This is a genomic window from Arthrobacter sp. TB 26, assembly GCF_000427315.1.
Lineage (GTDB): Bacteria > Actinomycetota > Actinomycetes > Actinomycetales > Micrococcaceae > Arthrobacter.
Genome location: NZ_AUPJ01000080.1, coordinates 1 through 13,475, shown reverse-complemented (window position 1 = coordinate 13,475; position 13,475 = coordinate 1). Strand labels below are relative to the sequence as shown.

Genomic DNA, 13,475 nt, shown 5'->3' with positions numbered 1-13,475 from the left:
ACCTCGAGGTGATCCCGGGGGCCGGTCCGGTGGTGGCGCTGACGTTCGACGCCGGAGCCAACTCGGCAGGGTTGCCCGGCATCCTGCAGACCCTGGCCGCCACCGGTGTGCGCGGCACGTTTTTCCTCACCGGCAACTGGGCCAGCGCCAACCCGGCGGGGGTCGCGGCGATCGTGGCGGGCGGCCACCGGGTGGGCAACCATTCGATGACCCACCCGGGCTTCACCGGACTCGCGGACTCCGCGATCGGTGACCAACTGGTCCGGGCGCAGCAGACGATCCAGGCCGGCGGAGGGGATCCGCGGCCGTTGTTTCGCTTCCCCTTCGGCGAACGCGACGCCCGGACCATTGCCACCGTCAACGCCTACGGCTACCTGCCCGTCCGCTGGACCGTGGACACCCTGGGCTGGAAGGGCAGCAGCGGCGGGATCACAGCCCAGATCGTGGCGGACCGTGCGCTCTCCCGGCTTCAGCCCGGGGAGATCGTGCTGATGCACATCGGCTCCAACCCCGACGACGGGACCACCCTCGACGCCGATGCGCTGCCCGGGATGATCGAGCGGATCCGCCAGGCCGGCTACGGCTTCACCACCCTCGACGCGCTGCTGGGCTGACGGCTGTCCGCCGGCAGGGAACCGTGGACCGGCCGCACATTGCGGTATCACGCCACTGTCGCGGCGGCCGCAGGCCTGATACGACTAAGGCATGACGGAGTCGCCCACCCTTGCCGCCGCCCTGGCGCCCGTCGACGCCGTGATCTTTGACCTCGACGGGGTGGTCACGGACACGGCCGAGCTTCGTGCGGCGGCCTGGAAGCAGCTCTTCGACGCCGTCCTCCAGGACCCGAGGCTTCCCGCCGGGACCCGCCGGGACCCGTTCAGCACCGACGATTACCTGGACCTGGTGGCGGGCCGGACCTGGGAGGACGCGGTGACCACCTTCCTGGCCGCCCGCGGCGGGACCGTCCCGGAAGGTTCGCCGTCGGATGGCTCGGGGGAGTGGACCGCGTTCGGACTCGCGGCACGCCAGAACGAACTGTTCGAAAAGTTGCTCAGCGACAACCCGGTCCGGGCCTTCCCCGGCACCGCGGACCTCCTCGGCCGGTTGAAGGCCGGCAGGATCCCGGTGGTACTTGCCACCTCGGCCCGGAACGCGGGCGCGCTGCTGGCCGCCGCGGGGCTTGGGGACGTCTTTGACCACATCGTCGACGGGCAGACGGCCCTGGACCGCGACGTTGCGGGCAAGCCGGCCCCGGCGCTGCCGCTGGAAGCGGTGCGCCGGCTCGAAATCCCGCCCGCCCGGGCGATGGTCATCGAGGATTCAGTCACCGGGGTGGAGGCCGGCCGGCGCGGCGGTTTCGGGCTGGTCGTCGGCATCGACCGGTCCGGGCGCCGGGACCCGCTGGAAGCGGCGGGCGCCGACGTCGTCGTCGAAGATGTCAGCCAACTGGACATCGGACTGGTCATCACGCACCCCTGGCTGCTGGTCTATGAGGGCTTTGACCCGGCGCACGAGGGCCACCGCGAAGCCCTCACCACCCTGGGCAACGGTTACCTGGCCACCCGGGGCGCCGCACCCGAGCACCGTGCCGGGGCCGTGCACTACCCCGGCAGCTATCTCGCCGGCGTCTACAACAGCCTGCGCAGCGTGGTCATGGACCAGGAAACGGTCGACGAGCACATGGTCAACATCCCCGACTGGCTGCCCCTGGACCTCCGGATCGGCGACGGGGCCTGGTGGTCCGAGGGCGGACTTTCGCTCCGCAGCGAGCGCCGCACCCTGGACCTGAAGCGGGCAGTGCTGACGCGGGAGGCGCTGCTGGAGGACGACGCCGGCCGGCAGCTCCGGCTGGTGCAGCGCCGCCTCGTGTCCATGGCGACACCGCACCTCGCCGCGCTGGAAACCGTCCTCACGGCCGTCGGCTGGGACGGGGGCCTCAGCATCAGCAGCGGCTGCGACACGGGCGTCACGAACTCCAACGTCCCGGAGGACTCGGCGCTGTCCAGCCGGCACCTCGGGTCCGTCCGGGTTGGCTCCGCCGGGGACGGNNCGGCCCCGGCGTCGCCAGCCTCATGGTGGAGGTCCGGACCGTCACCAGCGGGATCGGCATCGCCCTCGCGCTCCGGACGGAGGTTTCCGGGGCTGACGGGCCGTCCGCGGCCGGGATCCCCGAGCAGCTGGGCGGGCTGCATACGCACCGCTTCGAGTTGTCCGTGGCCGCGGGGGAGCCGCTGACCATCCTCAAGACCGTCGCCGTGTCGTCCTCCCGCGACCACGCCATCGCCTCACCGCTGGCGGCTGCCCGGGCTGCCCTGGCCCGCGCCCCGGGCGGTTTCGCGGCGCTGCAGGCCGAGCACGAGGCCGCGTGGGCGATCCTGCTCAAACCCTTCGTCATCGAGTTCGACGCCAGCTCGCAGGCGCAGCTCATCCTCAACCTGCACGTCTTCCACCTGCTGCAGACGCTCACCACCCACACCGCCGAACTCGACGCCGGCGTGCCGGCCCGCGGGCTGCATGGCGAGGGCTACCGGGGACACGTCTTCTGGGATGAACTCTTCGTCCTGCCGCTGCTGAACTCCCGGCTGCCGTCCCTCGCCCGGGAGCTGCTCGATTACCGCTGGCGGCGGCTCGGCGCGGCCCGGGACGCGGCGCGGGATGCCGGGCTGGAGGGGGCCCTGTTTCCGTGGCAAAGCGGCAGCGATGGCACGGAACAGACGCCCAAGCTGCTGTTCAATCGGCGCTCCGGGCACTGGATGAAGGACTACTCCCGGCTCCAGCGGCACGTTGGCCTCGCCGTCGCCTACAACGCCTGGCAGTACTTCGAGGCGACCCAGGACCGCGGGTGGCTGACCGAGCACGGTGCGGAAATCGTCGTCGACGTCGCCCGGCTGTTCGCGTCCATGGCGGAGTTCGACCCGGCCGAAGACCGCTTCCACCTCCGGGGCGTTATGGGCCCGGACGAATACCACACCGGAAATCCGGGCGACCCGGGCGGCGGACTGAACGACAACGCCTACACCAACATCATGGCGGCGTGGGCGTTCGACCAGGCGGTCTGGATCATGCATTCCGTGCAGGGGTTCGACATGGAGGAACTGCGGGCCCGGCTGCTGATCACCGCTGCCGAGATCGAGGCCTGGGAACACCTCAGCCGCCGCATGTTCGTGCCGTTCCACGACGACGGAGTCATCAGCCAATTTGATGGCTACAGCGCGCTCCGGGAACTCGACTGGAAGCACTACCGCCGAACCTACGGGCTCATCGAGCGGCTGGACCTGATCCTGGAGGCGGAAGGTGACAGTACCAACCACTACCGGCTGGCCAAACAGGCCGACGTCCTGATGCTGCTGTACGTCCTGGGCGAGGACCAGCTGATTCAGTTCCTGGCCCGGATGGGCTACACCGTCACCTCTGCCCAGATGGCCGCTACAGTGGACTTCTACCTGGCCAGGACTGCGCACGGATCAACGCTTAGCCGGGTGGCCCACGCCTCGGTGTTGGCGCAGCGCGACCCCGAGCGGGCGTGGGCGACGTTCCGGGAGGCACTGGACGCGGACCTGGACGACACCCAGGGCGGAACCACCCGCTCCGGCATCCATCTGGGCGCCATGGCCGGGACGATCGACGTGGTCCAGCGCAGCTTTGCCGGGCTGCGGATTACGCGCGATGCCCTCGACTTCGCCCCCCGGCTGCCGGCCGAACTCAGCCGCGTGGACTTCCAGGTCCGCTACCGGGACCAGATGCTCGCCGTTCACCTGGAGCGCGACCGTCTCAGGGTGTCGGCGGCGCCCGGCGATGCCGCCCCGGTGCTGGTGCGGGTGGGTACGCAGCGGGTCCTGCTCCAGGCCGGCCAGGACCACGAATTCCTGCGCAAGGACGACTGACCCGGCGGCGCGCCAGTGCACGCTACGGGGAGTCCATCCGCAGCACGGCCGCGCCCGTGACCCGGTCCTCCGCCAGGTCCAGCAAAGCCTGGTCCGCGGCCGAGAACGGATAGGACACCGTGGTGGGCCGCAGCGGGACCTCCGCGGCGATGCGGAAGAACTCCTCGCCGTCGGCCCGGGTGTTGGCGGTGACACTGCGCAGCTGGCGTTCCTGGAACAGCTCCGTCGCGTAGTGCAGCGGCGGAATGTCACTCAGATGGATGCCGGCGACGGCGAGGGTGCCGCCGCGGTCCAGGGCACGGAGGGCCGCGGGGACCAGGCTGCCGGCCGGAGCGAAGAGGATGGCCGAATCCAGCGGATCCGGCGGTTGCTCTTCGGCGCCGCCGGCGAAGGTCGCCCCCAGCTCAAGGGCGAGGCCGCGGGCTTCCTCGGACCGCGTCATCACGTACACGCGTGCGCCCTGGAAGAGGGCAATCTGTGCCGCCAGATGCGCGGATCCGCCGAAGCCGTAGATCCCCAGCCGCCCGCCGATGGGCAGGTCGGCACGGCAGAGCGCACGGTAGCCGATGATCCCCGCGCACAGCAGGGGTGCGGCCTCCTCGTCCGAGAAGCCCGACGGGAGCCGGTAGGCGAAGTCTTCGGCCACCGTGATGAGTTCGGCGTAGCCGCCGTCGCGGTCCCAGCCGGTAAACACGGGGGAGAGGCAGAGGTTCTCGTCTCCGCGCAGGCAGAAGCGGCAGTGGCCGCAGGTCTTGCCGAGCCAGGCGACGCCGATCCGGTCGCCCGGGGAGAACCGTGTGGCGCGGTCCCCGCACGTGATGACTTCGCCGACGACCTCGTGGCCAGGGATGACGCCGGGGCGCCGCGGGGCGAGGTCGCCCTCGGCCAGGTGCAGGTCCGTGCGGCACACTCCGCACACGCGGACCCGCACCAGCACCTCCCCGGGGCCGGGCCTGGGATCGGGGCACTCGCCCGCCACCAGGGGGCCGCTTCTCATCGGCCCGGGCTGTCCTACCCGCCAGGCTCGCACGGGCGTCCTCCTCTGCTAGAACCTCCAGCTCCCCTCTGAAGGCGGTGGTCCGGTGGAGCGGGGTCAGCGCGTAATCAGGACATTGCAGCGCGCTTTGTTCAGGATGGCCGTGACAGTGTTGCCCGGGCCGCCCTCGCGGTTGTGGGTGCCGATCACCAGTACCTCGGCGTCACCGGCGGCCGCCAGCAGCTCCTTGGACGCCGCGTGGTCTTCCCGCAGGACGCCGGAAATCTGCAGATCCGGTGCAAGGGCCCGCGCCTCCTCCAGGGCGTGGTCCAGAAGCTCCTGGCCGTGCAGCGGGCCGTGCCGGCCGTGCCCTTCCCGGGTCCCGCCGCGGGTCTGGTCGATGTGGATGATCTGCAGGGTGGTGCCCAGCACGCCCGCCAGCCGGGCGGCGCCGGCCAGTGCCGCGGAGCTCCTCGAGGTCCCGTCGATGCCAACCACTACGGGCGCCGCGGCCTGGCCCGGGCTGCGCAGCCGGCGGACAACCATCAACGGGCAGGGGGAGGATCCGGCCAGGTCAAGGCAGACCGATCCGGCAAGCTGCCCCAGCACGCCGCCGATTCCGCGGCTGCTGACCACCAGGAGGCGCGCATCACGGGCCGCATCGCGCAGCACCGCGGCCGGGAGCCCCGTTTCCATAACACCCTCGACGCCGGGACCCGGACCGGGTTCGGACCCGGGTTCCGGTGCGGGTTCGACGTCGGCGGGTTCGGCGGCCGGAGTTCCGGCGGCGGCGAGAGCAGTGCGGGCCAGATCGACGCCCTCCGCGAGAATCGCCTCGGCGGAGTGCCGCAACCCGCTGCCCTCAACACCCTTGACCGGCCCGAGCTTCTTGGTGAACATGGGCCACACCCACGCATGGACCACGCGGAGCCGGTAGTGTCCGGCGGCCGCGTACTCCGCAGCCCACCGGACGGCCTCCTGCGCCGCCTCGGACCCGTCGTAGCCCACAGCCACGGTGGTGCGTGCGTGTCCTGCGGCGGGTGCCGTCATGCGTCCTCCCGGTCAGTCGAGTCCGCCTCCGGGCGGTACTTCGCCCAGTAGAACTCAACGGGCGGAGAAGGGCTAGGGGCTTTGGTCCCGCGGGTTCCGCTGATCCGCTGCGCCCACCCTGGACTCCGGGACGGCCGCTGCGTCCGGCGTGCTGTGCTGCTCCCGCAGCTCGCGGCCGCGTTTGATGTCCTCCTCTTCCCGCGCCTGCAGCTTGTCGCTCTGCTTGGTATCCCTGGGCGGCAGCTGGATGGTTTCCTCGGCTTCGATGCCAGCCTGGAGCTGGCGGCCGCGTTCCATCTCGGCGTCGAATTCGGCCCCGAACAGCAGCGACATGTTGAGGATCCAGAGCCAGAGCAGCGAAATGATGACGCCGCCGATCGTGCCGTAGGTCTCGTTGTAACTGCTGAAGTTGGCGACGTAGAACCCGAACGCCAGGGAGGCCAGCAGGAAGATCACCAGGGCGATGAGGGACCCAAGGCTCATCCAGCGGAACTTGGGCTGCTTCACATTGGGAGTGGCGTAATAGAGGATGGCGATCGCGAGCACCACGAGCAGCAGGATGACGGGCCACTTGGCGATGTTCCAGACGGCGAGGAAGGCCCCGCCCAGACCAATCGCGTTCCCGACGGACTCTGCCACCGGGCCGCTCAGGACCAGCATGGCAGCCAGCAGCACCACGATCAGCACGGTGGCGATGGTGACGCCGAGCATGGTGCCCCGAAGCTTGATGAACGGACGGCCTTCATCGATTTCGTAAATCCGGTTCATGGCCCGGCCGAACGCCCCCACATAGCCGGAGGCGGACCAGAGTGCGGTGAGGATGCCCAGCACCAGGGTAAATCCGGCAGCGTTGGAGCTGCTGAGCTGCTCGACCGGCTGGCGGATGGCTTCCACTGTTTCGGCGGGCGCGAAACCCTGGGCGATGTCCAGGAGCGCGGACGTGGTCTTGCCGGGCTGTCCGAAGATTCCCAGCAGGGACACGAGGGCCAGCAGCGCCGGGAATAAGGAGAGAACCGAGTAGTAGGTCAGGGCCGCGGCGAGGTCGGGGCACTGGTCCTTGGTGAATTCTCGCAGCGTCTTCTTCGCGATGTACTTCCACGAGGGCTTGGTGACATCGGTGGGGTTGCCCGGTTTGCGTGAGTCGTCCGGAGCGGGCGCCGTGCGTGCCTTGGCGGTGCTGCTCTCCCGGGTTTCGGCGTCGGCCGCGGTGTCTGCCGTGGCGGGGTTCTTGGCCATGGGAATCTTCCTTTGGGGGGTTTAAGTGCGTCAGCCGGCCGGTTTCGAACGGGTCAGGCCTGCTGGACGTTGTCCCTGGCCTCGACGGTCCGATCCTTGACATCCGCCACTGCGCCCTGACCCTCGGCCTTGACGTGCTCGGTGGCGTCCGTGGCAGTGGCCTTGACGTTGTCCATCGCGGCCTGGGCGGGCTCCTTGAGGCCCTCGGCCACGTGCTTGGCGGCCTCGGTGAGTTCCGAAGTGAGCGGTTCGGCCGCGGTCTTCAGCGCATCCGCGGCTTCGCGTTCCTGCTGGCTCGCCGGGATCAAGGAGGAAACCAACAGGCCAGCCCCGAAGGCAATCAGACCGGCAGCCAGGGGGTTGCCCTGGGTCTTCGTCTTGACCTGCGTGGGGGCGTCGCCGATGGCTGCCCCGGCGTCGCTGAAGTGCGCCCCAGCCGTGCCGGCGGCGGAGTTGGCATTGCCGGCGGCGTGGTCGGCAGTTCCCATGACTTTCTCCTTCACTCCGAAAACGGCGTCTTTGACATTTTCTTTGACTTTGTCAGCCTGCCGGTGGACGATGTGCGACGGGGTGACCTTGTCCGCTACGGCGTCGACGTTGGTGCCGAGCCGCGCGCGGGTTGCTTCAATATCTGCTCGGATGACATCCGGGTTTTCACTCATCGTGTTTCCTCGCTGGATCTAGGTGGTGGGTTTGAGCGTGGGCGGGATTTCCTGAAGCGTCGAGGCGGTCTGGGGCATGCCCTTGATCGCGTTGAGTTCCTTGCGGCCCTTGGCTGCCAGGACGGCGGCGACGATTCCCCAGATGATGGCGATGACGACGCCGGACCAGCCCAGGCCCATGACGTTTCCGAGCGCCCACCAGAGCGCCAGGGACAGGAACAGCAGGACGAAGTGGCCGGCGACGCCGGCCCCGGCCAGCATTCCGCTGCCCTTGCCTGCGCGGGTCGCGGACTGCTTCAGTTCGACCTTGGCCAGCTCGACTTCCTGCCGCATCAAAGTGGACATGTCCCGCGTTACTTCGCTCAGGAGGTCGCCCAGAGACGACGTTTCAGCCTTGGCGTGCGCGGCGGTCTGGGGCATTTCGCTGGTCATCGACGGCCGCCGTCGAAGGGATCATCACGGAGCGGATCCTGCCGGAGCGGGTCAGTCACGACGGGCTCGGAGGCCCAGGGGTCCTGGCGGGTGCCGTCACCGAGCGGATCAGTCTCGAGGGGATTGGGCGGGTAGGTGTCCGCGAAGCCCGCCGTCGTGGTTTCCGGGGCCGGCATCTGCACAGGCGGAGGCGGAACGGCCATGCCGGTGTCCGGAACCCTCGCGCCCGTCGTTGAGGCGGCGCCGGTGGCAGCCGGCTCCGGTGCGCCGGCGCTCAGGCTGCGGCTGAGCCGGCCTGCCAGCACGCCGGCTCCGGCTGCGAGGAGCAGGAATGCGCCGGGACGCTGGCGGGCAAAGGACTTCACCTCGGTCAGCAGCGAACCCGGATCGCGGCCATCGAGCCATCCGGCAACGGCGGACGACCGCTCGGCGGCCTGGCGCACTAGGTCGGTGGCGACCCCGGGCTGGTCGGAGGCCGCGGCCATGGTGTGCAGTTCAGTGGAAATGGAGCGCAGGCCTTCGGCGACCTTCTGCTGCTGCGTGCCGGCCTGATCCGTCAGGTCCGACTTCGCCTGGTGCAGGAGATCCCTGGCGTTCGTCTTCACCTCGGCCGCGACGTTGGCGGCTTCCGTTTTAGCCGTCTCTGCCACGGTCTGGGCTGAATCCGCGGCCTGGCGCTTCACATCGGCGGCCTCGCCCTTGGCGGCATCGGTCTTTGACGCTCCGCCGTCGGTGGAGGTGACGGTCGGCGGCGTCGTGCCGTTTGCCGCCGGCGGGAAGGTGGTTTCCGGCCGGAGGGGAGTCTGCTGGGTGGCGGTAGGGGTGCGGTAGCTACCGTGCTGGGGCCATTGGTTCTCTGTCATCTTCGCTCTCTTTTCAAGATCGGCTGCTGATCACGAACCAGCAATAACTGGAGGGTTAATAGTAAGCATGATTACTAACAATAGTAAGTACCCTTTGCTTTATTTCTTCGGTCGCCTGCCGCGGTCCACCCGCGGTGAAGCCTGCTCCGGCCGGTGAACTAGGCTTGAAGCATGAGCAAAACGGTGGGTGGCTGATGGCGAAGCGGGGCAGGGCTGCCGGCCGGAGCAACACCGAAAAGACGGCGGGAGTCGTGGAGCTGCCGAAGGGCAGCCGCCCCGAGGGGCCGTTGGAGGGCGTCTATTACATCGATACCGGCGACTGTGAGCTGATCGCCGACCAGGACAACTCCAATGGCTGGCTGCTGCGGATTAATGGCGTGATGAGTTCGCACATCGACCTGGCGGATCCGTTGTTCCTCGACTTCGAGTACATGCGCTGGATCGCGGCCCTGGTGGAATCGCGCTGGCCGCGGGAGTCCCGGCCGAAGCTGCGCGCCCTGCACCTTGGCGGCGGGGCATGCTCACTGGCGCGCTACCTCCACGCCGCCTACCCCGACGCCCGCCAGGTGGTGGTGGAACTCGACGGCAAGCTGGCCGAATACGTCCGTGGTTGGTTCGACCTGCCGAAGGCGCCGCTGATGCGCCTGCGTGTGGGGGAGGCCCGCGAAGTCACCGAAAGCCTGACGCCGCAGACCCGGGACCTGATCATCCGCGATGTTTTTGCCGGCTCGCTGACGCCGCGTCCGCTCACCACGCGGGAGTTCAACGAGCACGCCCAGCGGGTCCTGGCCCCCGGCGGAATCTACGTGGTGAACTCCGGCGACGCCCCGGACCTCAGGAACGCCCGCGAGGACGCCGCGACCATTGCGGACACCTTCAAGCACACCGTGATCATCGCCGACCCGGCCATGCTCAAAGGCAGGCGCTACGGGAACATGATCATGGCCGGCAGCGACATCCCGTTCGACAACGACCCCGGACTGGCGCGGCGGCTGCTGGGCGGCGCAGTGCCCGCCCACATCTGGAACGACGACAAGGTCCGGGCCTTCGCCGCCGGCGCACCGGTCCGCCACGACCCGGAAGCCGTCGACCCGCCGTCGACTGCTCCGTAACGGCCCTTTAGCGGCCCGAAAACGGCACCTACGGAGCAGTCGATGCAGGTCCTCCCCGCCCCATGAGCGCCTCGCGGTGCCCCTTCGTCTGTTCGCGCAGCGCCTGCACCACGGCAGCGACGGCGGGCCGGCGCATGGAATCGGGCCGCAGTACCATCCAGTACGGCAACAGCTCGGCGAAATCCTCCGGCAGCAGCCGGACGAGATCCGGATGCAGGTCCGCCGCGAAGCACGGCAGGAACCCGATCCCGGCACCGGCGCGGGTCGCCTCCACATGAACGAAGACGTTGGTGGAGCTCAGGCCGTCCCGCATGGTCGGCACCAGGCGGCGCGGGGCATCCAGATCGTCCACCTGAAGCATTGAATCCACGAAGTACACGAGCGAATGCGTCGTCAGCTCCTCGATCGTCGTCGGGGTGCCGTGCTCGGCGAGGTAACCGCGGGAGGCGTACATCCCGAGCATGTACTCGCCGAGCCGGGCCGCCGCGGCCCGGTGCACCTGCGGTTCGCCCACCACGACTTCGATGTCCAGCCCGGAACGCTGCTGGAGCGCCCGCCGGGTCACTGTGATGATCTCGACGCTGAGGCCCGGATGGTCCCGGCGCAGCCTCGCCACGGCGGGGGCCGCGATGTAGGCGCTGAAGCCGTCCGTCGCGGTCATCCGGACGACGCCGGTGATCGGGTCCGGTACCCGGCCGGGCTGTTCGAGGGTCCGGATCGCAGCCTCCACCCGCTCAGCCACCTGCACAGCTTCGGCGCCCAGCTCCGTCAGCTCCCAGCCGCCCGAGGCGCGCGAGAGCACCCGGCCGCCCAGGGCCTTCTCCAGCGCCGCAATCCGGCGCGACACCGTGGTGTGGTTCAGCCCCAGGGCCTGCGCCGCCGTCGTGAACTTCGCGGAGCGGGAAACCGCCAGGAGCACGAGCAAGTCATCCGGGTTCGCGTTCATATCTGCAATTCTGCACATAAGGGGTGCTTGTTTGACCATTGAATCGCACACTTTGTGCGGCAATACTCAGTAAAGCTGCTCAGTGCCGTGCATCGCACTTCCTCTGGGCTGTTGAAGACCGCGAACTGAGGAGTGCAGACATGGAGAGCAGCAGCTTGAACGGGCGCAAGGCCCTGGTGACCGGCGGCGCCGGCGGAATCGGCGCTGCCAGTGTCCGTGCCCTCGCGGCACGGGGTGCCAAGGTAGTGATCGCGGATGTGGATGAGGCCGCGGCCGCAGCCCTCGCCGACGAGGTCGGCGGCACCTCCTGGGCGGTCAACCTGCTCGACGTCGAGGCTCTCGAGACCGTGAGCCTGGACTGCGACATCCTCGTCAACAACGCCGGCATCCAGAGGATCAGCCCGATCGAGGACTTCGACCCCGCGGACTTCCGCCGTATCATGACCCTGATGCTGGAAGCGCCGTTCCTGCTCATCCGCGCCGCGCTGCCGCACATGTACGCCAACAACTTCGGCCGGATCATCAACCTGTCCTCAGTGCACGGGCTCCGCGCCTCGCCGTTCAAGAGCGCCTATGTCTCGGCCAAGCACGGCCTTGAGGGCCTGAGCAAGGTCACGGCGCTGGAAGGCGGCGCGCACGGCGTCACGTCAAACTGCATCAACCCCGGCTACGTCCGGACGCCGCTCGTCGAGTCCCAGATCGCGGACCAGGCCAAGGTGCACGGGATCCCGGAGTCCGAGGTCCTCGCCAAGATCATGCTGACCGAGGCCGCCGTCAAGCGCCTCGTCGAGCCGGAGGAGGTCGCCTCCCTCGTGGCCTGGCTTGCCTCCGACGACGCCGGCATGGTCACCGGCGCAAGCTACACGATGGACGGCGGGTGGTCCGCCCGGTAGCCAGCCGGTGGCCAGTGGGCCCGCCCAGCGGGCCGCTCAGTCGGCTGTCTTGTCGTCGCCCTGATCCGGGGTGGCCGGTTCGGTGGATCGTCGGATGTAATCGTTGACGGCATCCTCGGGAACACGGAACGATCGGCCCACCCGCACGGCCGCGATGGCATGCGACTTCACCAGACGGTAGACGGTCATCTTGGACACCCGCATGGCCGCAGCGACTTCCGCGATGGTAAGGAAGTGCGAGGAAACATTCGCTGAGCTCATTTCTTCTGGCCCGTCCACTAGTCGGGGTACCGGAGTTGCCGGTAGTCGTAGAAGATGACGTCGCCCGCCGGGCTGCCGGCCATCCGGAGTCCGACGTAGGGGGCCTCGATCACGGCCACTGTGCCCAGGTGCCGGCCGTTGAACGGATCATCGCCAATCAGTACCTGTCCCACCCGGAACGGAATCCGCGGTGCTCTTGCGCGGCCAACCGTTCCCGACAGGAAACTGGCCACGCGGCTTCGTTCGCGTTGAGCCTGTGGAGATGCTGGGAACTCCATCGGAACCACTCCTTCAGAAGGCGTGCCACTCGGATTTTCGGCAAGTCCGGGCCGGTTGCGTGAGGGCTCCCCAGCCAGCGTTCCGGCCGGTCCGGTACCGCCTGAAGCAACTGTAGCCGTCAGCCCCTTTCGTCACACGAGTAACTTCTACCCCTGCCGGACCGGGCACCACTTGGGCCGCAGCGCCGACTACTTGCCGGCCTGAAGCTCCATTCCGTTTCCGGCCAGGGCAAGGGTCCCGCCAAGGCCGATCATCATCACCCCGCCGGTGGTGCCCAGGGTGGCGATCCGCCGGGGCGAGCGGGCAAACCAGCGGCGGGCCTTGCCCGCGATGAGCGCCCACCCGCTGTCCGAGACCAGCGCGATCCCGAGGAAAAGGGCCCCCAGTGTTGCCAGCTGCAACGGGATGGCGCCGGCCGGGTAGTCGACAAACTGCGGCAGCACGGCGACAAAGAAGACAATCGACTTGGGATTGGTGGCACCCACGATGAACCCCTCCCGGAGGATCCGGAACGTCGACGTCGGACGCGGGGGACCGGCCGCCGTCGTGCCGCCACCGCGGTGCCGGATGGCCTGGACCCCCAGGTAAACCAAATAGGCCGCACCCGCGAACTTGACCACGCTGAAGAGCAGCACGGACTGGGCCAGCACCACGCCCACCCCCAGGGCAACCGCGGCGATCTGCAGCAGTTCCCCGGCGGCGTTGCCCAGCACGCTCAGGAGCCCGCCCCTGCGGCCCAGCGCCAGCGTCCGCCCGATGACGAAGAGCACGCTGGGACCCGGCACGGCAATCAGGAGGAGCGCCGCGAGGGCAAACGCCAGCAGGTTCGGGGCGGGGACCATAACTGATTTTAGCCCCGCCGTGGAGCCGGCCGCAGGACC

General features: G+C 69.0%; 15 protein-coding genes. 5 read left to right on the top strand and 10 right to left on the bottom strand.

Annotated features, from left to right (window positions below; all coding sequences use genetic code 11):
* From K789_RS0101840 to K789_RS25915, 3 genes are all read left to right on the top strand, one after another.
* Positions 1 to 614, top strand: a 614-nt coding sequence (locus tag K789_RS0101840; protein ID WP_024365253.1) for a polysaccharide deacetylase family protein, incomplete at its 5' end; no start/stop codon positions are given.
* Positions 615 to 705: 91 nt separating this feature from the next.
* Positions 706 to 2,235 (top strand): HAD-IA family hydrolase, encoded by a 1,530-nt coding sequence (locus tag K789_RS25920; protein WP_237739477.1) that lies wholly within the window; start codon positions 706 to 708, stop codon positions 2,233 to 2,235.
* Complete coding sequence (locus K789_RS25915; RefSeq protein ID WP_237739478.1) at positions 2,214 to 3,884, top strand: glycosyl hydrolase family 65 protein; 1,671 nt, start codon at positions 2,214 to 2,216, stop codon at positions 3,882 to 3,884. The genes K789_RS25920 and K789_RS25915 overlap by 22 nt, the downstream gene beginning before the upstream one ends.
* A 22-nt stretch (positions 3,885 to 3,906) precedes the next feature.
* On the opposite strand, the gene K789_RS0101830 is transcribed toward K789_RS25915, so the two are convergent.
* The 6 genes from K789_RS0101830 to K789_RS0101805 all read right to left on the bottom strand — a co-directional run bounded on the left by K789_RS0101830 (position 3,907) and on the right by K789_RS0101805 (position 9,103).
* The gene (locus K789_RS0101830; RefSeq protein ID WP_024365252.1) at positions 3,907 to 4,914 is read right to left on the bottom strand and encodes a zinc-dependent alcohol dehydrogenase family protein; all 1,008 of its coding nucleotides are present in this window, start codon (positions 4,912 to 4,914) and stop codon (positions 3,907 to 3,909) included.
* Positions 4,915 to 4,977: 63 nt separating this feature from the next.
* Positions 4,978 to 5,910 (bottom strand): universal stress protein, encoded by a 933-nt coding sequence (locus K789_RS0101825; protein WP_024365251.1) that lies wholly within the window; start codon positions 5,908 to 5,910, stop codon positions 4,978 to 4,980.
* 72 nt (positions 5,911 to 5,982) lie between these two features.
* Positions 5,983 to 7,146, bottom strand: a complete 1,164-nt coding sequence (locus K789_RS0101820; RefSeq protein WP_024365250.1) for a YihY/virulence factor BrkB family protein — start codon at positions 7,144 to 7,146, stop codon at positions 5,983 to 5,985.
* Between the two features lie 53 nt (positions 7,147 to 7,199).
* Complete coding sequence (locus K789_RS0101815; protein WP_024365249.1) at positions 7,200 to 7,808, bottom strand: DUF3618 domain-containing protein; 609 nt, start codon at positions 7,806 to 7,808, stop codon at positions 7,200 to 7,202.
* Between the two features lie 18 nt (positions 7,809 to 7,826).
* Entirely contained in the window at positions 7,827 to 8,240 is a 414-nt protein-coding gene (locus tag K789_RS0101810) for a phage holin family protein (RefSeq protein ID WP_024365248.1), read from the bottom strand.
* Positions 8,237 to 9,103, bottom strand: coding sequence for a hypothetical protein (locus tag K789_RS0101805; protein WP_024365247.1), 867 nt, complete (start codon positions 9,101 to 9,103; stop codon positions 8,237 to 8,239). Before K789_RS0101805 ends, K789_RS0101810 begins: the two co-directional genes overlap by 4 nt.
* Before the next feature lie 194 nt (positions 9,104 to 9,297).
* Between K789_RS0101805 and K789_RS0101800 the strand changes: the two genes are divergently transcribed.
* Positions 9,298 to 10,215 (top strand): spermidine synthase, encoded by a 918-nt coding sequence (locus K789_RS0101800; RefSeq protein WP_024365246.1) that lies wholly within the window; start codon positions 9,298 to 9,300, stop codon positions 10,213 to 10,215.
* A gap of 28 nt (positions 10,216 to 10,243) precedes the next feature.
* Here K789_RS0101800 and K789_RS0101795 read toward each other — a convergent pair whose 3' ends face one another.
* On the bottom strand, positions 10,244 to 11,161 hold the full coding sequence (locus K789_RS0101795; protein ID WP_024365245.1) for a LysR family transcriptional regulator: 918 nt from the start codon (positions 11,159 to 11,161) through the stop codon (positions 10,244 to 10,246).
* A gap of 140 nt (positions 11,162 to 11,301) precedes the next feature.
* Here K789_RS0101795 and K789_RS0101790 point away from each other — a divergent pair, with 140 nt between their 5' ends.
* A complete protein-coding gene (locus K789_RS0101790) occupies positions 11,302 to 12,054 on the top strand; it encodes a 3-hydroxybutyrate dehydrogenase (protein WP_024365244.1) in 753 nt (250 codons plus the stop codon).
* Positions 12,055 to 12,090: 36 nt separating this feature from the next.
* Here K789_RS0101790 and K789_RS0101785 read toward each other — a convergent pair whose 3' ends face one another.
* The 3 genes from K789_RS0101785 to K789_RS0101775 form a co-directional block, all read right to left on the bottom strand.
* Positions 12,091 to 12,315: a helix-turn-helix domain-containing protein gene (locus K789_RS0101785; RefSeq protein ID WP_024365243.1), complete on the bottom strand. Its 225-nt coding sequence runs from the start codon at positions 12,313 to 12,315 to the stop codon at positions 12,091 to 12,093.
* 17 nt (positions 12,316 to 12,332) lie between these two features.
* Positions 12,333 to 12,593: a hypothetical protein gene (locus K789_RS24905; RefSeq protein ID WP_128081536.1), complete on the bottom strand. Its 261-nt coding sequence runs from the start codon at positions 12,591 to 12,593 to the stop codon at positions 12,333 to 12,335.
* 189 nt (positions 12,594 to 12,782) lie between these two features.
* Complete coding sequence (locus K789_RS0101775) at positions 12,783 to 13,436, bottom strand: LysE family translocator (protein ID WP_024365241.1); 654 nt, start codon at positions 13,434 to 13,436, stop codon at positions 12,783 to 12,785.
* Positions 13,437 to 13,475: the final 39 nt, after the last annotated feature.

What these genes read in the sequence shown, in the direction of transcription:
- K789_RS0101825 (WP_024365251.1), bottom strand. Translation starts at nt 5,910, where the DNA reads ATGACGGCACCCGCCGCAGGACACGCACGCACCACCGTGGCTGTGGGC.
- K789_RS0101820 (WP_024365250.1), bottom strand. Translation starts at nt 7,146, where the DNA reads ATGGCCAAGAACCCCGCCACGGCAGACACCGCGGCCGACGCCGAAACC.
- K789_RS0101815 (WP_024365249.1), bottom strand. Translation starts at nt 7,808, where the DNA reads ATGAGTGAAAACCCGGATGTCATCCGAGCAGATATTGAAGCAACCCGC.
- K789_RS0101810 (WP_024365248.1), bottom strand. Translation starts at nt 8,240, where the DNA reads ATGACCAGCGAAATGCCCCAGACCGCCGCGCACGCCAAGGCTGAAACG.
- K789_RS0101805 (WP_024365247.1), bottom strand. Translation starts at nt 9,103, where the DNA reads ATGACAGAGAACCAATGGCCCCAGCACGGTAGCTACCGCACCCCTACC.
- K789_RS0101800 (WP_024365246.1), top strand. Translation starts at nt 9,298, where the DNA reads ATGGCGAAGCGGGGCAGGGCTGCCGGCCGGAGCAACACCGAAAAGACG.
- K789_RS0101795 (WP_024365245.1), bottom strand. Translation starts at nt 11,161, where the DNA reads ATGAACGCGAACCCGGATGACTTGCTCGTGCTCCTGGCGGTTTCCCGC.
- K789_RS0101790 (WP_024365244.1), top strand. Translation starts at nt 11,302, where the DNA reads ATGGAGAGCAGCAGCTTGAACGGGCGCAAGGCCCTGGTGACCGGCGGC.
- K789_RS0101785 (WP_024365243.1), bottom strand. Translation starts at nt 12,315, where the DNA reads ATGAGCTCAGCGAATGTTTCCTCGCACTTCCTTACCATCGCGGAAGTC.
- K789_RS24905 (WP_128081536.1), bottom strand. Translation starts at nt 12,593, where the DNA reads ATGGAGTTCCCAGCATCTCCACAGGCTCAACGCGAACGAAGCCGCGTG.
- K789_RS0101775 (WP_024365241.1), bottom strand. Translation starts at nt 13,436, where the DNA reads ATGGTCCCCGCCCCGAACCTGCTGGCGTTTGCCCTCGCGGCGCTCCTC.